Raw genomic sequence first — 21,975 nt, forward strand, 5'->3', positions numbered from 1 at the left:
TCTAGCCTTTTATACCGCTATGACGAAGCAGCGCGTCGACTTTAGGCTCGCGCCCTCTAAAGGCTACGAACAAGTCCATAGGAGGCTTACTGCCGCCCATTTCTAGAATGTTTTCTAAGAACGATTTGCCCGTGTCGCGATTAAAGATGCCATCCTCTTCAAACTTGCTGTACGCGTCGGCAGAAAGCACCTCAGCCCACTTATAGCTGTAGTAGCCCGCTGCGTAGCCACCAGCAAATATGTGACCAAAGCCGTTTTGGAAACGGTTAAACGATGGAGGAATGACCACCGCCACCTCTTCACGCACTTTATCCAATGTCCCCTGTACGTCTACCTCGCTGCCCTTTTCACTATGCAGTAAGAAATCAAAAAGACTAAATTCAAGCTGGCGTACCATCTGCATCGCAGATTGGTAATCCCGTGCAGCAAGCATACGGTCAAGTAAATCAGCAGGGAGTGGCTCACCAGTTTCATAGTGACCAGAGATAAAGTTAAGAGCATCTTCTTCCCAGCACCAGTTCTCTAAAAACTGGCTTGGCAATTCAACGGCATCCCATGGCACACCATTAATACCAGACACACCAGCTACGCTCATTTTAGTGAGCATATGGTGGATACCATGGCCAAACTCATGGAACATGGTTACCACTTCATCGTGGGTAAATAGCGCTGGTTTATCACCCACCGGTGCGTTGAAGTTACAAGTAAGGTAAGCCACCGGAAGCTGTAGTTCTCCATCCATTTTTTCGCGACGAACTCGACATTCATCCATCCACGCGCCACCACGCTTTTTAGCTCGTGCATATAGATCCAAGTAAAAACTGCCGCGCATCACATCGGCATCGTCAGTAATGGTGAAGTAGCGTACGTCCTTATGCCATGTGTCGATGCCAGGCTGCTCGATAATTTTTAAGCCGTACAGGCGATGTACTACTTCGAATAAACCAGACAGTACCTTATCTTCAGGGAAATAAGGGCGCAGCATTTCATCAGAAATCGTGTACTTTTCCTGCTTTAGTTTCTCGCTGTAATACGGTAAATCCCATGCCGCTAGCTCGGTAACACCATGCTTATCGTTCGCATACGTTCTCACTTCTTCAAGCTCTTTTTCTGCCTGAGGCTTAGATTTGGCCGCCAAATCGCGTAAAAAACCGATGACTTGATCGGTAGAGTCTGCCATTTTGGTTGCCAACGAACGTTCCGCATAATTTGAAAAACCTAATAATTCGGCCAGCTCAGTACGCAGCGTTAAGGTCTCTTTAATAATGTCAGTGTTATCCCACTTGCCCGCATTGGGCCCCTGATCAGACGCTTTGGTTGAATAAGCACGATACATTTCTTCGCGAAGCTCACGGTTATCCGCATATAGCATAACAGGCAAATAAGACGGAATATCTAGCGTGAATAACCATCCCTGCAAGTCTTTTTGGTGCGCAGCTTGCGCAGCAGCTTCTAGGGCTGACTCTGGCATGCCCGCAAGTTCAGATTCATCGGTAATGTGTTTGGTCCAGCCCATGGTGGCGTCCATCACATTGTTTGAGAAGGTTGACGATAACTCACTAAGCTTTGCCTGTATCTCAGCAAAACGTTTCTTTTGCTGCGCAGGCAGTGCAACACCTGAAAGCGTAAAGTCACGCACGGCATTCTCAATAACTTTCTGTTGTTCTTCGCTTAAGGCTTCAAATTCGTCAGACGCTTTTAGTGAAGCATAAGCATTATAAAGGCCTTCGTGCTGGCCTACCCAAGTACCGTATTCAGATAATAGTGGCAAACACGCATCGTGGGCTTCACGCAATTCATCGCTGCTCACTACACTATTCATATGCGAAACGGGTGAAAATATATTACTTAAACGGTCGTCCACCTCTTCAAGACGCAGCACTAAATTCTTGTAAGAGTAATCTTTCGACGCCACGACCTCTTCTATTTCGCTTTTACACACCGCAATAGCTTTTTCAATTGCTGGCTTAATCGAGGCAGGTTCAATAGCAGAAAAAATTGGTAGGCCATCTACCATTTCAATTGCAGGGGTTGTCATAATCTTTTTCACTCTTAACACTTCAATAGAATAATGATGGGGCTTCGCTGACTAAAAGCAAGCTATTGTTTTAGCCGCTGTTAACCTTTGATGAAAATACCTCTCGTATGCGTGCATGGATCATGATGTAAGCCTGAGTTTATGAAGTCGAGGAGCTATCCTTTCCCCCCTTCTCTTGAGGTCTTCTTAAACGCGACAAAATAGCTATCTCGCCAAGCCGCTGTCACAAATGTCGCATTTCATCCTTTTGTCTACTTTGTCCCCTTACTCTTAAGGGTCTATAATTTTGTTTAATAAATCTACAAGGCATAGATATGAAAACGTTGACCTCAGGTGAAATAGCCTCGTATTGCGATGTAAACCTGCGTACCGTAATTCGATGGATAGAAAGCGGTAAATTAAAAGGCTTCAAGCTTCCTGGGCGTGGAAACAACAGAGTATTAGTAGAAGATTTTGTCGCATTTCTAGAAAGACACGACATGCCAATTCCCGATTCATTGAAAGGCATCGCCACGCCTTCGATATTAATTGTCGACGATGAAATGCCCGTTGCTAAGTCTATTCAACGTGTCGCCCGGCGTGCGGGTTATGAGTCGTATATCGCTACTGGCGGCTTTCAAGCTGGGATTATGCTAAGCCAATACGAACCCAAAGTAATGACCCTCGATTTGAGCATGCCAGGCATGGACGGTTACAGCGTTATCGAATTCACACGAGATCAGAGTAAGTATAAAGACCTTAAAATTGTGGTGATATCTGCGCTCGATGAAGTTAGCTTAGAGCGTGCCCTTGAGATTGGAGCTGATGCCACTTTGCAAAAGCCTTTCTCAAATCATGATTTAACTGTGGTCCTTGAGCAATTTATGTCGATGTAAGTCGATTCACAGGGAATGACTTTATGGCTTGGTTACTGCGATTCGCTCTTTTAAGTTTGTTCGTTGGTGTAAGCGTCATACCAACGCATGCTAAAACCTTTACTTTTGCTGTTGTACCTCAGCAGTCAGCTAAGAAGATGGCTGAAGCTTGGCAACCTTTGATTGACTATGTTAGCAACTACACCGGTTTTGAAGTTAATTTCAAAACCGCAAAAGACATCCCCACCTTCGAAGCAAATTTAGCCGACGGCAACTATGATATCGCCTATATGAATCCCTACCACTTTGTAGTTTTTAATGAGTCTGTGGGGTATCGCGCGTTAGCGCGCCAAAGCAATAAAGAAATCCGCGGTTTAGTTGTTGTTCATAAAGACAGCCCTATAAATTCCCTCGCTGATTTAAACGGCGCAGAAATTGCTTTTCCAGCACCTGCTGCTTTTGCTGCTAGTATTATTACAAGTGCCCATCTTCGCATGAATAACGTTGCCTTTGTGCCGCGTTATGTTAATTCTCATGACTCCGTTTACCTCGCAGTGCAGCGAGGCTTTTTTAACGCAGGGGGTGGCATTGTTCGTACACTTAGCAGTTCACCCGAGGACGTTAAACAGGATTTACGTGTCTTGTGGAAGAGTAAAGGGTATACCCCTCATGCTATTGCGACACACTCAAATATGGCACTCGCTGACAGGCAAGCTATTCTTAACGCATTACTCGCTTTATCAAATGACTCAAGTAAGTCATGGATTTTAGACGGTATTGGGTTCAATGGCTTTATAGCGTCAAACGACAGCGATTGGGACGATGTAAGAGCGTTGGGAATAGCGTCGCTTTCGCGGCCACATTTATGAGAAGAGTCGAATGAAACTGTCGTTACGATTAAAAACAATAACAGGCATAGCATCAATAGCTGCTCTTTTGCTGCTAGTGCTAATTGTGACTGTTTTTCAGTTACTTAACGACCTTGTTGACAATAACGTAAAAAAATCGGCTGACACGACAGTTGCCCTTTTTGTGTCAACAACAAAAAATGCATTTTTAAGCTACGACTTAGCAGCACTTGATGCCGATGTATCAGAAATCCTGACAAACCCCAATATTGCGTATGTCAAAGTTAAGGACAAGCTAGACAGGGTTTTCGTTGAAAAAGGCAGTGTTGAAGCGCTGAATCGCCCCTTCGTAGCAGATACAAGCGTGTCAAAAGCCGATGATGGAATATACGACACCCGTGCCCCCATCATGGTAAATAGCACTTTGTACGGATACGTAGAGATTGGTCTAAACATTTCCTCTGTGACTGAATCAGTATCAAGGGTAAGAAGTTGGACGGTTACACTGGCTTTCTTACAATTTATTTTAGTTGGCTTGTGCTCATACTTGCTTGGGTCTTACCTGATGTCTCAACTTCATCAGTTACACGAAGGCGCTAAGCGTTTAGGTGATGCGGTCAAAAACAACAATTATCAAGAAATCTTCATCCCCGTGCGCGGCACAGACGAATTAAGCGAATTGGCAGAGGCGTTTAATCAACTGGTTGAGCGTTTAAAAGAGGAATATGCGCAACGCCAGTTTGCCCAAGATGAACTGAAGGAGCTAAATACACTGCTTGAAGAAAAGGTGCAGGATAGAACTGCTCTACTACATCAAAAAAACTATCAACTCCAAGAGGCTAATAAAGATTTAAAAGAGACGCAAGTACAGCTACTTCAAGCTGAGAAAATGGCGTCAGTTGGCCAATTAGCAGCGGGTATCGCTCATGAAATCAATAACCCGGTTGGCTTTGTTAGCAGCAATATATCCACCCTTAGCGAGTACGTTGCTACCTATCAAATGATTTTTTCACAAATCAGCATTGTTCTTAATCAGAAAGACGAGACAAAACGTACCTCGGCCATATCAGAGTTGGAAAAAATGTTAGCTAATCAGGATATGGCGTTTATCAATGAAGATATCACCGACCTTCTCAATGATTCTAAAGATGGCTTAAATCGAGTGGCTGAAATTGTTAAAGGGCTTAAGCTGTTCTCTCGAGTAGATAGTGACCATATGCAGCAGCACAACATCAATGATTGCGTACGCACTACTCTTGCTATGGTGAACAACCAATTAAAATATATTTGCACGGTTGAAACGCATTTAGGCCAAGTCCCTGACATCGCCATGAATGTGGGCAAGATTTCTCAGGTTGTCACCAACTTGCTGATTAATGCTGGACAAGCTATCGAAAGCACCGGTAAAAACGGTAAGGTAATCATTACCACCTGCACTGTAGGCAAATTTGTCGAGCTTCGTGTAGAAGACACTGGTTGCGGTGTTCCAGCAAGTCATTTAGACAAACTCTTTAATCCATTTTTTACGACCAAACCCGAGGGACAAGGCACTGGCTTAGGTCTTTCAATCTCGTTTGGCATTGCTCAAGAACATGGCGGCACGCTCTCAGCCACTAGCAAAGAGGGAGAGGGTAGCATCTTCACATTGGCACTCCCCATTGTTTCAGACTCAGATAAAAAAATAGAGAGCGAAGGATGAATCAAGTAATAGTGTTATCAAGCAGCATTGCGTGTAATAGTTGTTACGTCGCTTATAAGGATAATAATTTATGACAGAGCCTACTGCAGAACAAACCACAACCTATACGGTACTATTTGTCGACGACGAACCGAATATACTTCGTGCTATTAAGCGTGCGCTATTCACTATGGATATTTCGTTACTGCTGGCGGATAGTGGCGCAAAAGCACTGGAATTAATGAGCAAACACGATGTTCACGTGGTCATTTCCGACATGAAAATGCCGCAGATGTCAGGGGCGGAATTACTCGAACAGGTCGCTATCAATTACCCAGAAACATTTAGGGTTGTGTTAACTGGCTATGCCGACATAGAGTCTACAATTAAGGCCGTAAACCAAGGCAAGATACACCGTTATCTGCAAAAGCCATGGGACAATCAAGAGCTTATTACTGTTGTAGAAGAAGGCCTGGAGCGTGTTAAGCTGAAGGCAGAAAATCTTCGCCTACAAAAACTAACGCGACTGCAAAATAAAAAACTACGCGACGTAAATGCTTCACTAGAACAAATGGTTCAAAAGCGTACGCGCCAAATAAAAGCGGCGCTTAATAAAATTGAGAAACACAATCTTGCAATGGAGCAGGTGCTGTTCAACGTGATAAGCATTAACCCTGATATTAATGGTAAATTTGCCATTGAGGTTAGCGAGTTGGCATCAAAACTGGCGCGTATTGCTCGATTAGAGAAAGAAGAAATCAAACAAGTCCGCTATGCGGGCCTTATTTGCGAGCTTGGATTGCTAGGGCTTGAGAGCGAAGATTTTAAAGCACCGTTTTCAAAGCTCAAATATCAACAGCAACAAAACTATTTATCGCAAACTAAGCAGGCTGCGTTAATACTTGCTCCGGCTCACGAGCTACATCAAGTTTCAGATATCATTGAGTTTCAATTCGAGCATTACAATGGCTCTGGCTTATACAATAAAGTGGCGAAAGAAATTCCCGCTGGCGCGCGCATTCTGGCTATAGCCCGCGATTACTGGCGCTTAGTAACAGGCAGAATGAGTGGTATCGAAATGAGCCCTCGCGATGCCAAACTAGAAATGAAAAAGCACAGAAACACTCGCTATGACGGAGAGTTTTTAGACCTTTTACTGGAAGCAGAAGATGTGACAACCTCTAAACTGCTCTCAACATCATTAAAAGCCTCACAACTCAAAGTCGGCATGGTGCTTGCCCAGAATTTGTACAACGATAGCCATATTCTTATCCTTCCTGAAGGGCACGTATTTAGTGATGCCACCATTCAAAAACTTGTGCATTTTGAAGAAGAGCGTGGAAAAGCGTTTAGTATTCAAATAGAACCAGAAGAGCTTTCTGCTACTATAAGTGAGTAAGTTCTAAGGTTACGTGCTAAAAATAGGACAGGAGTTACATAACTATGTCTCTCTTCGTTTTGACCTTTTAATTAGATAGCACTATCCCCATTGATAAACTGAATGAAATTCCCTAAAGCAAATCTCGGTCTTTTGATTACTTTTAATAACAAAACCGAAAGATGGATTTGCTGCTCGAACCTACCGAGGGCATACATGCTTATCGCGCACGTTCGTCTAACCGACAAAGAAGGCTTTTTGAATGACACATTTTGATTATATTTGTATTGGCGGTGGCAGCGGTGGTATCGCGTCTGCAAACCGTGCAGCTAAGCACGGAAAGAAAGCTGCTATCATTGAAGCGAAAGATATCGGCGGTACTTGTGTAAACGTCGGCTGCGTACCTAAAAAAGCCATGTGGTACGGCGCACAGGTAGCAGAAGCAATTCATCGCTACGCCCCTGAATACGGGTTCGACCTATCGGTAAACCACTTTAGTTGGGATAGCCTTATCGCCAGCCGCCAGGCCTATATTGAGCGTATTCATGCATCTTACGACCGCGCACTCACCGCAAATGATGTAACCTTAATACGCGGCTTTGCGAAGTTTATTGATAACAACACTGTGGAAGTAAACGGCGAACAGTATACGGCTGACCATATTACCATTGCCGTTGGCGGCCGCCCAATCATCCCCGATATTGAAGGTGCCGAATACGGCATTGATTCTGATGGTTTCTTTGCGCTTAAAGAACAGCCCAAGCGCGCTGTTGTTGTTGGAGCCGGATACATTGGCGTTGAATTAGCCGGTGTGCTTCATGCGCTAGGTACAGAATCACACCTGGTGGTTCGCAAACACGCTCCGCTTAGAAATTTTGACCCGCTTATTCACGAAACATTAGTGGATATGATCCACGCTGAAGGCTGCAAATTACACGATCACGCCAGCGTTGAGAAAGTAGAAAAGGCTGATGATGGCGAGCTATCAGTACATTTAACCAATGGCGAAGTGCTAAAAGCGGATTGCCTGATTTGGGCGATTGGCCGTAAACCCTCTACCGACAAAATTGATATTGAAAACACCGACGTTGAAGTGAATGACAACGGTACGGTTAAGGTAGATAAATATCAAAATACCACTGCAAAGAACGTTTATGCAGTAGGCGATATTACCGGTGAAGCAGAGCTTACTCCAGTGGCAGTTAAAGCAGGCCGCTTGCTCAGCGAGCGTCTGTTTAACGGCCAAAAAGATGCGCATATGGATTATTCACTTATTCCAACCGTGGTATTCAGTCACCCTCCCATTGGCACTATTGGCTTAACAGAGCCAGAAGCCATTGAAGAGTACGGCGAGGACAACATTAAAGTGTACACCTCTAGCTTTGCGTCCATGTACACCGCCGTAACCCGTCATCGCCAAATGACAAAGATGAAGCTTGTTTGCGCGGGTAAAGACGAAAAAGTAGTAGGCCTTCACGGTATTGGTCACGGCATGGATGAAATTCTACAAGGCTTCGCCGTAGCAATAAAAATGGGCGCTACCAAAGCTGACTTCGATGCATGTGTAGCCATTCACCCTACCAGTGCCGAAGAGTTTGTTACTATGACCTAAGAATGCGGCCTGCACCGTTCGGCTTGATGTAGGTACGGTGTTGTAGTGTAATTCTTGAAAGATAGCTTCATGCAAGTTCGCAGGTTCAAGGCGATGAAGAAAAGGCTTACTCATTGAAGCACTATTTACCCAAAACGGCACTTACTCACAAGTAAGTGCCGTTTTTAAGTATCCTCAGCTTATTTTCTCCAGCTCAACTGGTACGCCATTTAACACCGCATTACCTGATAGCTCATCCACCTGTAAATCGTCAGTAAGAATATTGGTGTTTACCCCGGGGTTCTGACTCGCCACGGACAACTTTATGCCCTTTTTATTGTGTCCCCATCCATGCGGAATTGACACCACGCCGGGCATAATTGCATCTGTGATTTCAGCCTCTATCCTTAGCTGGCCAACTCTCGATTTCACACTTACCTCGTCACCATCTTCAATGCCGAATTTAACCCCGTCATCAGGATGGAGCTGCAGCGTACAGCGGTTGTTGCCTTTCACCATACGAGGGCTGTTATGCAGCCACGAATTGTTCGTTTTAATATGCCGCCGCCCAATCAAAACGACGGACTGATTTTGCGACGTAACATGGTTCGCTTTTCCAAAGAAATGCGTATTAACCCTGTCTAAATCAGCCATGAAATAATCAAAGTCTAAGTGAATCTTCTTATCTTCATGGAACAAGGCGTGAGGCAAAGACGGCTGTAGCGGCCCTAAGTCGATACCGTGTGGGTGTGCTTTAAGCGTATTAATCGACAGTCCGCCTTCCGGAATAGCGGTTGGAGTTTCGCTTAAGTTAGCGTCAGTGCCTTCTTTTTTACTTGCTGCCCGACCATAAAGACCTGCTTGCAACAAATCGTCGACCACACCTTTAGGCTGCTTGTCCCAAAGCGCAGCATAGTGTGCGGTGCTTTTTCCATTTAGCGCATCGAGTCTTTCTGCCAGCGACAAATATATTTGCCAATCGGTAAGCTGGTCTTCATCAATGTCCACCACAGCTTCCGAGTACTTAGCGAAATTTCGTACTGCAAAGTTGTGAAATACAATATCGTAGTGGTCGCGTTCTAGCGCGGTTACTGGAGGAAGAATCACATCAGCATGGCGCGAGGTTTCGGTTACGTAGAAATCCACCGCAACCATAAAGTCGAGTTGAGAAAGCGCTTTATCGAGTTGCTCTGCATTTGGCGTGGTAACAACAGGATTACCAGCACCAATCACCATGGCCTTAATTTGCCCATCTCCGGGAGTTAAGATCTCCTCGGCTAAACACGCTACCGGGTACTCACCAGCAAAAGCAGGAAGCCCTCTTACGCGAGAGGTAAATCCACCCATGCTGCCCTTACCTGATACGGGCAGTACGTCAGCGGCGGGCTGTGTGAACATCATGCCACCTCGCTTATCTAGGTTTCCGGTGAGCATGTTAAACAGCATGATGAGATACTGAGTGAGCGTGCCAAACGCTTGTACGCTAGCCCCCATCCTTCCATAACAAACTGCCGACTCGGCATCACAGAAGTCCAAAACAAGTTGAGTGATTTGTGAAGCCGCAATACCGGTAAACTCGCTCACCTTTTGTGCTGAATAATCGCGAACGTATTTTTCGACCTCCTTTATATCCTCGGCATAAGGTAAAACCTCTTCCACCTTGTATAGCTGTTTTTCAAACAATACATGCAGCATAGCCAGCAGTAACAGGACATCACTGCCTGGGCGAATAAAGTGATGTTCACAGCTGATATCGGCGGTTTCACTGCGTTTAGGGTCGATAACAACTACTTTACCAGCACGTTTTTGAATGCCCTTCAACCGCTTTTTCACGTTCGGCACCGTCATAATACTGCCATTAGAGGCCAACGGGTTTCCCCCAATGATCATAAAATGCTGCGTGTGATCAATGTCAGGAATGGGAATTTGAGAGATATGGCCAAAGAGTCGTCGACTAACAATGTGATGTGGCAACTGGTCAACGGATGTTGCGGAGAAGCGGTTATGCGACTTAAGGGCTCGATAGAAATAAGGCCCGAATAATATCGACCCCATATTGTGTGCATTAGGGTTTCCTAAATACATACCTACCGCATTGTTACCGTGTGCCTGCTGAATGCGGTGTAAGTTGTTTGCGACCAAATCAAAGGCTTCATCCCACCCGATCTCTTCCCATGCACTGTCTTCGCCGTCAAGTCTTACCCTTTTTACAGGGCGCTTTAAGCGGTCAGGATCATCGTACAAGTCTTTTAGCGCACTCGCTTTAGGGCATATATGACCTTGGCTAAATGGGTTATCTTTATCCCCTTTTATTGACAATATTTGACGGCCTATCGTCGCTACCTCAATACCACACATTGCTTCACAAAGCGTACAAGTAGAATAATGCAATTGTTGTTCAGCGTTGCTCACGGTAATTCCTACACAATTCACTGTTAATGACTTGTTACGAAATTAGCGATTATTGCCGTAATAGACAAGCATCACTGAAAGTGATGGTAAGGAAAAGACGCCTCGCCCGTGTTAGGCGAGGCGTTGTTAGTTAAAATGAGTAAGTCACACCAAGGGTTGCCGTGGTCCCTAACCCTTTAATATTGTAGCCACCATAGGTATACGACTGAGCGCGAGCAGGATAGTAGTCGCTGTTAAACAGGTTTTCGATACCCATAAACGCGTTCCAGTTTTCAGCGAACTGGTACTGTCCACTTAGGTTAACAATGTTATAGCTTGATATAGGTCCTTGATCGCCAACATAGTCGCCGTCAGCATTTGGCGAGAAGCGTTTACGATCACCCACATACAGATAGCTAACTGTTAACGATAAGGTGTCTGACGGCTTCCAATTGACGTTTGCCGTTGCTTTGGGTGGGCTAATTTGGCGAGAGCCAAGGTACACATCAGCTTCGGTATTTTTCCCTTCAACGTAACTATATGTGGCTACCACGTTGAGCGTTTCAGAGATTCGATAGTCTACTAAGCCTTCGTAACCCCAAATTTCCTGTGGTGCGCGGACTGGCTCATACACCCCGGTCACCTCGTTGAAGCTATTGGTCGTCCCCAGTTCAGATGTACTTCTGTAAGCAGCAACCTCAAGACGCACCTGGTCAAAAAGAGAGGTAAAGCCTACTTCGTAGTTATCGATGATAGAAGCTTCCGTTTGAATAAGACCAATATCATCTACCGTTGCAGCGCGCAGTAAGCGGCCAATGTCAGCGATATCTGAACCTTGCGAATAATTAAAGAACGGGCTAAAGCTGTCGCTCCAGTTATACTTTATCGCAATGTTATAAGTGGTTGCGTCGTAATCTATGGTGTCACCCGTAACCTGAAGAGGAACAGAACATTGGGTTTCTGAGCGACACAGCTTCAATGTTTCGTAGTTATCAACCGATAAGTCGATGCTTTCCCTTCTCACACCAGCCTTTATGATAACGTCGTCGTGAATTACCCATTTCGTTTGTAAAAAGCCAGCTAAGCTGTCCATTTCCATTTCAGGTACCCACACGCGCCCATCAACCAGCGGTTGCGAGGTAGTGTCTTTGAGCGCATCGATACCATAGATAAACGTGGCTTCTATGCCATCGAAATCAACGGCAGTATTAAACGTCGCGCGAGCGCCGTGTTTTTCAGAGCGAATGATAGACTGGCCGCCGTCGTAGCCTTCATCGGGGTTAGCTAAGTTGGGCGAAAAGAAGAATACGTTCTCAATATCCTGTGTGTACACATCAAGCGTCATTTCGCTGTTTGCAAAGATATTGCTGTCTGTGTACTTCAGGGTGATGTTCTCATTCCCGTCAGGCCCCTGAGGTTTCCCGCGTTTTTGCAGAGCTTCTGGCACATGAATAGCGTAAGTTTTAACACCTTCGTTGATGTCTCCGGAAACATCTCCCAAGTCAGTTTTTTGTTGAGAGCTAAAGTAGTTGTAGCTGAATTGAAGACGCTTTTCTTGGTCGAAGTCGTAACCTAATTTGGTAAAGTAATTCTGTGTTTCAGCATCTGACAAACCGTACTGCAAACCTAAAATGTCGCCTTCAGCATCTCGCTGAACGCCGTTTTCCTCGTAGCTGGCGGTAACAAGGTAATCAAAATCCTCTACCTTGCCGTTAATCGCACCTGAAATACGTGCACCCGCTGACTCTTCAAGCTTCACCGCACTAAAACGTGACGACAAACTCACTTGGCCCTCATGCGTGTCTTGCGCTGTCGCCTGTTTGGTAATGTAGTTGATAATGCCGCCCGATGCCCCGTTGCCATAAACAGATGTAGCACCCTTAATTACCTCAATTCTGGCAAGCGCACTGGGGTCAATCGTTTTCACGCCTAATGAACCATTTCTAAGCGGCGTGGACTGAGGCACACCGTCAATCATCACAAGCGGAGCACGCCCGCGCAACGACTGACCAGTATTGCTTGAGCTACCCGTGTCTGGAGCTAAGCCCGGTACCATCTGCGCTAACAAGCTTTGTAGTTCAGGGTTTACCTTCAGGTGATCTTCAATCTGCTTTCTTGAAATTACGGTAATTGACGCTGGTACTTCATCAATACTTTCAATAACACGGCTTCCAGAAACGATAATGCGTTCCATATCCTTTTGGGCGTCATTAGCAAAGGAAGGTGCACTAACGGCTAAAGCAATAAGCGTAAGCGATGGTCTAAACATGAAAACTCTTTTTAGAAAATAGGTTTAGGAAAGGCGCGTTATACTAAAGATGTAGATGCACAATGTAAAGATAATGAAAATCATTATCATTATTTTGAGTCGTTTAATAGTAAACGTTAGATAATGAAATCTAGATGAGATGAATTTGAAGCCCTTCGCTCAGCCATAAAAGCTGCGTCATTTGTAATGGCGTTTATACCAAAAATAAAACCCTGTAATTGTAAAAAACGCTGGAAGTAATGCGATAAATAACCAGATAATTTCAAGCAATGGGCCCGCGAAATCACCAATGTGGAATTTGTATTTGAAGTTCCAAACCTGCGTCGCTACGTTCGCTTTTGACGCATCGTAATAGCCCGTTACTTTCCCATTTAATGGGTTAGCCCATACCCAACTATAGGCATGGCTTTCACCTGGGTTTTGCATTCTAAATCCTAGGTGTTCACTCGGCTTTTTAGGGAAATAAATGCGAAATAATGACGCATTGGGAAAAACCTCCATAGCATTTTGGTAGGCGTCATCAATCGCCACTGGAGTGATATTAGTGTCGTAAGATAACGGCTCTGGAACTGACCTAGTCTCGATCTTTGAAGAAGTAACAGCTTCCACCACCTGCTGCGTAGCGCCTTTCCAATTAAACGCCATACCGCTAAACGCGATAAGTATGAGCGGTATAGCCAAATAAACGCCCAGCACTGTGTGAAGTTGATACATGAGAATTCGAAACTTGGCCCGGCGCTTTATGGCTAAACGCTTCAATCTATTTTTTGGTTTTACCCAAAGGTAAAAACCCACTATCACTTCAAGAAGCAGTACCAAGGCACTAACAGACACCCAGTTTCTAAGTGGCCTTTCGTTGTCACCATCTTGATACAACAGCCATCGATGAATAGCCATGGTGAACCCATAAAACGTGCTGTAATAATCGTATCTATGAAGTATTTCGGCAGAGTTAGGGTTTACGCTTATGTATTCGCCGTTATTGAGCTTTCCCTGCCAAGCAAGTTCAGAGTCTGACTCGGGCATTAAAAGCTCAATTTTCTTACCCGTCTGGTTTTCTAACGAGTTCACAATACTGGAAAGCGGTAGCGGCGAGTATTGAGACTTTATGGTCCACTTATCTGGTTGAACAAAGGTCTGGATATCTTTTGCATAAATGAGCAGCGCACCGGTGATACTGAGGCAAATAATAAATAACCCACACGCCAGCGCTAAAATAAGATGCAGTCGTCGTACCCAAAGTTTCAAAGCAGCGCTCACAAATTGCGAAATAAACGCGAATAGTAACGATTCTCGAAAATAGTTCAATGAAAGTTAAACGCTAAAATCAGACTTACAATCGCATTAGGTAAATGAATCTCCCCTATTTTGCAGTAAGATTAACCTAAGCTTTACAATTCAAGAGTGCGTTATTTCAAGGTAACTCGTGTACTCTGATGTAGACAGAAAATAAATAACAAGCGGTTGGAAACACAATTATGGTAAAGACAAAGAAAAGTTTACTGGCCATCACGCTAGTAAGTGCTTTGGGCTTAGGTGTAGTACCTACCACATACGCCCAGAACGACAGTGAAGAAAAAACAGAATCTGACATTGAAAAGTGGGACGTGAATAACCCACCTTACGCCCTTAATGAAGTTACAATTAAAACCAGTGAAACGACGTGGTCTAGCTTGGATATTGCTCCAAACGGCGAATTTATGGTTTTTGACATGCTGGGCGACTTGTACAAAGTTAGCATGAGTGGCGGCGATGCGACGCCGCTTACGCAAGACTTCGCATGGAATATTCACCCTTCCATTTCTCCTGACGGCAAGCAAATCGCATTTATCTCGGATAAAGATGGGTTAAGCAACGTATGGGTTATGGACATTGACGGCAGCAATCTACGTCAGGTAACCAAAGAGAAAAGCAATCTTATCCACTCTCCTAAGTGGAGCCCAGACGGCGAATACCTAGTGGTTACCAAAGGCATTATGTCTAGCCGTAGTATTCCGGCTGGCGAGATTTGGATGTACCACAAATCAGGTGGTGACGGCCTACAAATTAAAGCCCGCAACAGCGGAAAGCGCGACCAACAAAACATTGCCGACCCTGTATTCTCTCATGACGGCAAGTACATTTACTTTACCGAAAATACCGTTCCGGGCGCCCGCTTTGAATATAACCGTGACCCGTTAGAAGGCATTTTTGCTATCACTCGCTACGACCGCGAAACCGGCGAAGAGAGCCGCTATATTAGCGGTACGGGCGGCGCTGTGGTTCCTACGCCTTCACCCGACGGTAAATACATCGCTTTTGTGCGTCGTGTTAAAGATAGAACCGCGCTTTTCATTAAAGATATTAAGACAGGTGTAGAAACACCACTGACGTTAGAGCTAGAGCGAGATATGCAAGAAGGCTTTGGCTCGGAAGGTTACTTTGCCTACTTCGACTGGATGCCAGACAGCAGCAAAATCGTATATTGGACAGGTGGTAAGTTCCACACCATCGACGTGAAAGAGAAAACCACAAGCACAATGAACGTAACCGTTGAAGGCACGGTGAAATTCGCAGATGCGCTTCGCTTTGACGTTGATGTAGCGCCAGATGAATTTGACGTTCGTATGATTCGCTGGTCTCAAATGTCGCCCGACGGTAAAACCGTGCTATTCCAAGCGTTAGGTAAACTTTATGTGCGCGACGTTAAATCTGGCAAAATTAAGCGTTTAACGAAACAAAACGACCATGACGAATACTATCCGCGTTTTTCTAACGATGGAAAGTCGATTGTTTATACGACTTGGAATGACCAAGATTTGGGGACCGTTCGCGTGGTGTCTGCCCGCGGTGGTAAAGGAAAGGTTATTACCCAGCTGCCAGGTCACTACATTGAGCCGTCGTTCTCTGCCGATGGCGAGAAAGTAGTCTTCCGCAAATTTACCGGCGGCTACTTACTAGACCCCAAGTACTCGGTGGAGCCAGGAATCTACGTAGCAGACCTTGAAGACGACACGGTAGAAAAAGTCTCTGAAGGCGGCTACAACGCGCATTTCGCGGGTAACGATGACCGAGTGTATTTCACCGAATCAGCGGGCGGCGAAGCTTACTACGAAACCCAGCTTTCAAGCGTCAACCTTAAAGGTAACGACAAGCGAACTCACCTTTACGGTGCAGATAAGGTAAGTGAGTACAAACTTTCACATGATAAGAAATGGGTTGCGTTTGTTTACCAGTTCAAAACGTACGTGGCGCCGTTTGTTGAAAATGGTAAGCGCATTACCATAGGCCCGAACATGACTTCACTGCCGGTAACGCAGCTTTCAAGCCGCGCGGGTGAATATTTAACGTGGTCGCCTGACAACAAAACCCTAAGCTGGTTTAACGGCCCTACGCTATTTAGCCGTTCACTTGATGAAGCCTTTGCCTTTGTTGATGGCGCAGCGGAAACCTTACCTGAGCCAGTAGCTGAAGGTATGGACTTGTCGTTTACCACAAAAGCTGACAAGCCATCTGGTTACAAAGCCTTGGTAGGCGGTAAAGTGGTAACCATGCGCGATGCCGACAATACCCAAGAAGTGATTGAAGATGGCGTTGTGCTGATTAAAGACAACCGCATTGAAGCAGTGGGTAAACGTGGCGACGTGACTATTCCTGATGACGCCATGCAAATAGACACAACGGGTAAAACCATTATTCCAGGGCTAGTTGATGCGCACGCTCACGGCTCGCAGGGCCGCAATGAGATTATTCCTCAGCAAAACTGGAGTCAGTACTCGAATGTGTCGTTCGGTGTAACTACCATTCATGACCCTTCAAACGACACGACAGAAATTTTTGCTGCAGCTGAATTGCAGCGTAAAGGCGATATTGTTGCGCCGCGTATCTACTCCACCGGCACTATTTTATACGGTGCAGAGGGACTAGGTTATAAAGCGATTATCAACAATTATGAAGATGCCTATTTCCACGTAGAGCGCTTGAAAGAAGCCGGTGCTATTTCAGTGAAAAGCTACAACCAGCCGCGTCGCGATCAGCGTCAGCAAGTGCTGTGGGCAGCAAAAAATCAACAGATGATGGTAGTGCCTGAGGGAGGCGGTAAGCTTCAGCAGAATCTGACGATGTTGGTAGACGGCCATACCGGTCTTGAGCACAGCATTCCTGTGGAAAAAGGCTACAGCGACGTCACTCAGCTATGGAAAGCCACAGAGTTTGGCTATACGCCGACCTTTGTGGTGTCGTACGGTGGCATGATGGGTGAAGAGTACTGGTACGATAAAACAGAAGTGTGGAAAAACCCGCGTCTTCTTCGCTATACCCCGTCGACTATTCTAGATAGCCGCGCGATTCGCAGGCCAACTGCTCCAGAAAATCAGTACAACCACCAAAACGTAGCTAGCTACGCCAAAGAACTTCGAGATAATGGGGTCAGTGTACATATTGGCGCTCACGGACAACGTGAAGGCTTAGCTGCGCACTGGGAGCTATGGATCATGGAACAAGGTGGCTTCACGCCCTGGGAAGCGCTACGCGGCGGTACTATTGATGGCGCGAAACACCTAGGTATGGGCAAAGATCTTGGCAGTATCGAAAAAGGTAAACTTGCTGACCTCGTAGTGATAGATGGCGACATACTTAACGACATTAGAAAAAGTGAATTCGTAGAATACACGGTACTAAATGGTCGCGTGTACGAGTCGGCCACCATGAACGAAGTAGGCGGTAAAGAAACACGTAAACCGTTTTTCTTTGAGCAAGACAATGCCACCTTTATGCCGCAACAAACGGCAGATGAAGTGGAAGCGAAAGCGCACCACTATCATTGGGAGCATTAATCGAGTAAGCGCTAAACAAAAGGGGCTTCACCTAATGAGAAGCCCCTTTTACTTTCAGTCAGTCTGGTCTTTCTATCGGTTTCGTCCATACTGTTCGTGTGACGAGACCCAGTCTGACGAACTTATCGCTGATGCTAGCGATATCTCTCCGGCTAATACCACAGACGCCACAATTTCTGCAAATTTATACACGCGATCTCGCCCGTAGCAATCCAGTAACTCTAAGCACTCTCGTTGTGTGCCAATACCGGTACCGCCGCCATAGGTAGCCACAATAAGCGATGGTATGGTAATAGACACGTACAGGTCACCGTCATCAGTTAGCTCCGAATACATCATGGCCGCAGACGACTCAGACACGTTTGCTACGTCTTGTCCAGTAGCAATGAACATAGCCGTAATACCGTTTGGTGAATGAAGGCCGGTATTATTGACCCCCGATAAGAATGACCCTACGCCAGCCACCCGGCCATGGTAGTCAATTTGTTTAGGATCAACGCGCATTACCTCTAACAAATGCTCTCGTTTAATAGTGGCTTCTGCCGTCACCCGTTTACCACGGGTACGCATAATGTTTATTTGAGAGGCCTTTTTGTCTGTGGCAAAGTTAGACTCAAGGTAGAAATTCTCTATCCCCTCATAATGATCGAGTATCCACCCGCATGCTGCGAAGGTAGCACGGCCAACCATGTTTTGACCCGCTGCGTCACCGGTCTTAAAGTTAAAACGCAAAAACGCAAATTTGTTCGATAGGAAATGGTCGATATACGTCAGCTTAGCAATACTTGAGGTCGCTTCTGCTTCTTCCTTAATCTTTTCAAAGTTTGCTTTAATCCATTTAACGAAATCTCTGGCACCCCGTGCATTTTCAAAAATAAATACAGGGGCTCGCTGCATAGCATCGTCGACGACCGTTGCCGTTACGCCACCACTCATGTTAAGCAGCTTCATGCCTCGGTTATACGATGCCACCAGCGTACCTTCGGTAGTCGCTAACGGCACGACAAACTCCCCTTGTGCATGCTCTCCGTTTATCTTCAACGGCCCTGCAATACCGATAGGAACCTGCGCCACGCCAATAAAATGCTCAATATTCCCCTTAAGCGCTTGTGGGTCGATTGAATACTTACCTACGTGATCAATTTTCTTTCCGGTGGCGCTTTCGAAATATTCTTGGCGTGTTTTTATAATACTTTCGCCGTAATCATCCATGTCGTCACGAGGAATAAAAGCGCTGCGTTGTCCTGGCGCAGTAATATTGTCTTCCACTTCAAATTTAAGCTTTCCAAAAGGCGAAGCAGAAAAGCAAATACCCAGTTTTCGCTTTTCAGGGCAAGGTTCTTCATCAATATCTAAATGCACGGTAATGGTTTGACGCAAGCCAAAAGGCTCTCCGTCTGATCTATTTAGTGTGCTTACGGAAATGCTGGAATCAGGAGTTAATTGAAGTGAGATTTTGTGCTCTGGAATTTTTTCGCCATCAAGAGATATCCACTTCACTTCTTTGATGGTTGCATCTTTCAATCTGTTTTTCAGAGAAAAAGATAAGCCTTTATCTGTCTTGGTGAGACTAGCACGTGTATAGAGTTGCTTTAAAAGTATGCTGGGCACAAACATGAGGCTTCCTTAAGTGTGTTCTTACCGTGTTATTTCATATTCCTTTGTTTTTTATAGCACATTCTTTATACAGTTCTATGAATTCTTTTCGCTTCTCTGGCTATTATTTGTGCCATATCAACTTTTAAATTTGAGCCAGACACGTTCAAAAATGGGCCAAACCCAGTAAAAACGTGTGCTACTGAAATATAGACCTTAGCAGGAATTCATCAAGTTCCTACACCACTTAAAGTAAACACCGTCACCGAAGTTATATAGACCACAAGGTATCTGGTAGTGACAAAACGGAGGCGTCAAGGATTGTGATGCCAAGGAGAAAGAGCCTAAACGGAAGCGGCAGCCAGATACCTTTAATACGACTCAAACAGAGTTAGATAAACATGGAGAACACCTTGAGCGACCTTATCCAACAAATAGTGGGCCACAAAAGTAATGCAGAAGAAACGATTTATGCGCCTCTCAGTAGTGTGATATCTGGCCTGTATCTATCGAGACATCATGCCTATGCGTTATCACTCTTTGGTTAAAGACATAGGTAGCAGCTTTAGTGACGGGAAAAACAACGCCTGCTATCGGCAAGAGCCTGGCATTTTTTTCTAGACGAAGTGAGCAGCCATTTGGGTATGGAAAGCGAGGCCCTGATAAATAATCGCCTTAAGCCATTAGATATGTCACTAAATATGACCCGAATTATTGTGGCTCATCGCCCTCAATCAATCGCTATGGCAGACAGAGTTTTTTGTCTGTCAAACGGCACATTACATCGATGCTCTCCCACTGAAATAACAGGAAGCGCATCATCAGGTAAAACGGAGAAACACTATGAAAACACATGAAATAAGAGAACCCGCAGTATTGATGACGGCGGCTGAACGCATGCAAATAGATGCAAATGGCATTACCGCTCGTGACAGCGTGATCCCCATTGACTGTTTATCAAAACGCGAACTACAGGTAGCACACAAAATAATGGAAGGACGCTCGAATAAGGTTATTGCTTCAGAGCTGTTTATCAGTGAAAGGACCGTGAAATTTCACTGCGCCAATATTTATAAAAAGCTCAACATCAGTAACCGTTCAGTGCTTATCGCCTGCTGTTTCAGAACCCTTTACCAAGAAGTAGCTTCGCACTAAGCGCACCTACTTCATTACTCACAACGCCAATACAAGGAGCGTACATTATGAAAAACCAACCACTAATTCAGAATCAATCTTCTAATACTAACTTTGTTACCGTTACTGAATCTCAACTGTTTGAGGTATCTGGCGGGATATGCGCTCCTATTAGTAAGAATATGCCAAGAGTCGACCCTACGCCTAAAGACCCCATTTACATAACCATGGCTATTGGTGAAGGCGGCGGCAAACTACCGGATATTTTGTCGTAACTTACCGCCTGTAAAAGTCGACACATGGATAGGTATAGGCAGTATCCCATGTGTTGCTTTAAGGGCTACTAAATTCTATGAACACTTAAAACGCTAGCAAGGAACGCAAATGCACGTCGCACTACTAGGCAGTGAACAAGACCCACAGATTCAACATCTAGCCAAAGCACTTCACCAAAATAATACCCCCTTTTATTTTGCCAACACACAACATTTTGGCTCAAGGTGGACTATTAGCTATGACCCTGACTTTGATGACGGTCTAATTCATTTCAATTCTCCCTCTTTGTGCGACCAACCTAGGGTCACCTTTTCAAACACTAAATCTGCTTATTGGCATGAGTATTTGCCGGGGTTACCGTTGAAAGCTCCTAGCGAGAACGCTAGAAACGATAGCGACACATATTCTCAAGCACAGAATGATAAATCTGATGGCAGGGAGTCCAATCGGTTAGAAAACGCGGGATGGATTGAGCAAGAGCGAGCAAGCACGTTACTTTGCTGGTTTACCTTTAGCGACATTAAATGGGTGAACACCATCGACGCCGTTCGAAGTCACCAATGTAAGCCTTTACAATCGAGTGTTGCAGGCAAACTAGGTGCACATATTCCCTATACTTTTGTAGGCAATGCGCCCGAAGTCGCCTCTCAATTTTGCAGCAACATGCGTGAAGTCGTATACAAGCCTGTTCGAGGTGGTCGCACCGCACAGTTTGTAACTAAGCCGCCTAATATACGCTCATTACTTGATACGCTTTTCAGTGAACGTCCTGTTACCTTCCAAAAGTATATCGCCGGCGTTAATGTGCGAAGCTATGTGTTAGGCAAAGATGTGCTTAGCGTACAAATCGACTCAAGTGAATTAGATTACAGGAACGACGACAATGCTACTGTATCAATGACCAATGTACCAAGAGAGGTTCAGCAGTTAGCTATCAGAATTTGCCAAGCATTAGGCATGCATTGGTGCGCAATCGACTGGCGTAAGAGCGCGAAGGGAAAATACTTTTTTCTTGAGGCGAATCCAAGCCCTTATTTTTTAAAAGTAGAAAACGATACAGGACTAGATATAACAGCAAAGCTTGTGGCGCTGTTGGTGAAGACTTGAC

General features: G+C 45.2%; 15 protein-coding genes. 10 read left to right on the plus strand and 5 right to left on the minus strand.

Annotated elements, in window-relative coordinates; all coding sequences use genetic code 11:
• Position 1 precedes the first annotated feature (1 nt).
• Positions 2-2,038 carry an oligopeptidase A gene (gene prlC / locus V7R42_RS17735; RefSeq protein WP_334021703.1) on the minus strand — a complete coding sequence of 679 codons (2,037 nt, stop codon included), beginning with the start codon at positions 2,036-2,038 and terminating at the stop codon, positions 2-4.
• A 314-nt stretch (positions 2,039-2,352) separates the two neighbouring features.
• Here prlC and V7R42_RS17740 point away from each other — a divergent pair, with 314 nt between their 5' ends.
• From V7R42_RS17740 to gorA, 5 genes are all read left to right on the plus strand, one after another.
• Complete coding sequence (locus V7R42_RS17740; RefSeq protein WP_334021705.1) at positions 2,353-2,913, plus strand: response regulator; 561 nt, start codon at positions 2,353-2,355, stop codon at positions 2,911-2,913.
• 23 nt (positions 2,914-2,936) lie between these two features.
• On the plus strand, positions 2,937-3,761 hold the full coding sequence (locus V7R42_RS17745; RefSeq protein ID WP_334021708.1) for a phosphate/phosphite/phosphonate ABC transporter substrate-binding protein: 825 nt from the start codon (positions 2,937-2,939) through the stop codon (positions 3,759-3,761).
• 10 nt (positions 3,762-3,771) lie between these two features.
• On the plus strand, positions 3,772-5,439 hold the full coding sequence (locus V7R42_RS17750) for a HAMP domain-containing sensor histidine kinase (RefSeq protein ID WP_334021710.1): 1,668 nt from the start codon (positions 3,772-3,774) through the stop codon (positions 5,437-5,439).
• Positions 5,440-5,509: 70 nt separating this feature from the next.
• Complete coding sequence (locus tag V7R42_RS17755; RefSeq protein ID WP_334021711.1) at positions 5,510-6,817, plus strand: response regulator; 1,308 nt, start codon at positions 5,510-5,512, stop codon at positions 6,815-6,817.
• A 241-nt stretch (positions 6,818-7,058) separates the two neighbouring features.
• Positions 7,059-8,408: a glutathione-disulfide reductase gene (gene gorA / locus V7R42_RS17760; protein WP_334021712.1), complete on the plus strand. Its 1,350-nt coding sequence runs from the start codon at positions 7,059-7,061 to the stop codon at positions 8,406-8,408.
• 174 nt (positions 8,409-8,582) lie between these two features.
• On the opposite strand, the gene V7R42_RS17765 is transcribed toward gorA, so the two are convergent.
• From V7R42_RS17765 to V7R42_RS17775, 3 genes are all read right to left on the minus strand, one after another.
• The gene (locus tag V7R42_RS17765) at positions 8,583-10,799 is read right to left on the minus strand and encodes a molybdopterin oxidoreductase family protein (protein ID WP_334021714.1); all 2,217 of its coding nucleotides are present in this window, start codon (positions 10,797-10,799) and stop codon (positions 8,583-8,585) included.
• A gap of 130 nt (positions 10,800-10,929) precedes the next feature.
• Positions 10,930-13,047, minus strand: coding sequence for a TonB-dependent receptor (locus tag V7R42_RS17770; protein ID WP_334021716.1), 2,118 nt, complete (start codon positions 13,045-13,047; stop codon positions 10,930-10,932).
• A gap of 177 nt (positions 13,048-13,224) precedes the next feature.
• On the minus strand, positions 13,225-14,295 hold the full coding sequence (locus tag V7R42_RS17775; RefSeq protein WP_334021717.1) for a PepSY-associated TM helix domain-containing protein: 1,071 nt from the start codon (positions 14,293-14,295) through the stop codon (positions 13,225-13,227).
• Positions 14,296-14,525: 230 nt separating this feature from the next.
• Between V7R42_RS17775 and V7R42_RS17780 the strand changes: the two genes are divergently transcribed.
• Positions 14,526-17,861 carry an amidohydrolase family protein gene (locus tag V7R42_RS17780; RefSeq protein WP_334021719.1) on the plus strand — a complete coding sequence of 1,112 codons (3,336 nt, stop codon included), beginning with the start codon at positions 14,526-14,528 and terminating at the stop codon, positions 17,859-17,861.
• Positions 17,862-17,933: 72 nt separating this feature from the next.
• Here V7R42_RS17780 and V7R42_RS17785 read toward each other — a convergent pair whose 3' ends face one another.
• The gene (locus tag V7R42_RS17785) at positions 17,934-19,478 is read right to left on the minus strand and encodes a hydroxymethylglutaryl-CoA reductase (protein ID WP_334021720.1); all 1,545 of its coding nucleotides are present in this window, start codon (positions 19,476-19,478) and stop codon (positions 17,934-17,936) included.
• Positions 19,479-19,858: 380 nt separating this feature from the next.
• On the opposite strand from V7R42_RS17785, the gene V7R42_RS17790 reads away from it, so the two are divergent.
• From V7R42_RS17790 to V7R42_RS17805, 4 genes are all read left to right on the plus strand, one after another.
• Positions 19,859-20,005, plus strand: a complete 147-nt coding sequence (locus V7R42_RS17790) for a hypothetical protein (protein WP_334021722.1) — start codon at positions 19,859-19,861, stop codon at positions 20,003-20,005.
• Between the two features lie 295 nt (positions 20,006-20,300).
• A complete protein-coding gene (locus tag V7R42_RS17795; protein ID WP_334021724.1) occupies positions 20,301-20,612 on the plus strand; it encodes a helix-turn-helix domain-containing protein in 312 nt (103 codons plus the stop codon).
• A 47-nt stretch (positions 20,613-20,659) separates the two neighbouring features.
• The gene (locus V7R42_RS17800; RefSeq protein WP_334021725.1) at positions 20,660-20,866 is read left to right on the plus strand and encodes a hypothetical protein; all 207 of its coding nucleotides are present in this window, start codon (positions 20,660-20,662) and stop codon (positions 20,864-20,866) included.
• 109 nt (positions 20,867-20,975) lie between these two features.
• On the plus strand, positions 20,976-21,974 hold the full coding sequence (locus tag V7R42_RS17805) for an ATP-grasp domain-containing protein (RefSeq protein ID WP_334021726.1): 999 nt from the start codon (positions 20,976-20,978) through the stop codon (positions 21,972-21,974).
• Position 21,975 lies beyond the last annotated feature (1 nt).

Origin of the sequence: Alteromonas sp. S015 (genome assembly GCF_036864485.1) — a bacterium.
Classification (GTDB): Bacteria; Pseudomonadota; Gammaproteobacteria; order Enterobacterales; family Alteromonadaceae; genus Alteromonas.

Excerpts from the sequence above, each read along its gene's own strand:
- V7R42_RS17750 (WP_334021710.1), top strand. The coding sequence starts at position 3,772 with ATGAAACTGTCGTTACGATTAAAAACAATAACAGGCATAGCATCAATA.
- prlC (WP_334021703.1), bottom strand. The coding sequence starts at position 2,038 with ATGACAACCCCTGCAATTGAAATGGTAGATGGCCTACCAATTTTTTCT.
- V7R42_RS17745 (WP_334021708.1), top strand. The coding sequence starts at position 2,937 with ATGGCTTGGTTACTGCGATTCGCTCTTTTAAGTTTGTTCGTTGGTGTA.
- V7R42_RS17795 (WP_334021724.1), top strand. The coding sequence starts at position 20,301 with ATGAAAACACATGAAATAAGAGAACCCGCAGTATTGATGACGGCGGCT.
- V7R42_RS17805 (WP_334021726.1), top strand. The coding sequence starts at position 20,976 with ATGCACGTCGCACTACTAGGCAGTGAACAAGACCCACAGATTCAACAT.
- gorA (WP_334021712.1), top strand. The coding sequence starts at position 7,059 with ATGACACATTTTGATTATATTTGTATTGGCGGTGGCAGCGGTGGTATC.
- V7R42_RS17780 (WP_334021719.1), top strand. The coding sequence starts at position 14,526 with ATGGTAAAGACAAAGAAAAGTTTACTGGCCATCACGCTAGTAAGTGCT.
- V7R42_RS17790 (WP_334021722.1), top strand. The coding sequence starts at position 19,859 with ATGGAGAACACCTTGAGCGACCTTATCCAACAAATAGTGGGCCACAAA.
- V7R42_RS17740 (WP_334021705.1), top strand. The coding sequence starts at position 2,353 with ATGAAAACGTTGACCTCAGGTGAAATAGCCTCGTATTGCGATGTAAAC.
- V7R42_RS17770 (WP_334021716.1), bottom strand. The coding sequence starts at position 13,047 with ATGTTTAGACCATCGCTTACGCTTATTGCTTTAGCCGTTAGTGCACCT.
- V7R42_RS17785 (WP_334021720.1), bottom strand. The coding sequence starts at position 19,478 with ATGTTTGTGCCCAGCATACTTTTAAAGCAACTCTATACACGTGCTAGT.
- V7R42_RS17755 (WP_334021711.1), top strand. The coding sequence starts at position 5,510 with ATGACAGAGCCTACTGCAGAACAAACCACAACCTATACGGTACTATTT.
- V7R42_RS17800 (WP_334021725.1), top strand. The coding sequence starts at position 20,660 with ATGAAAAACCAACCACTAATTCAGAATCAATCTTCTAATACTAACTTT.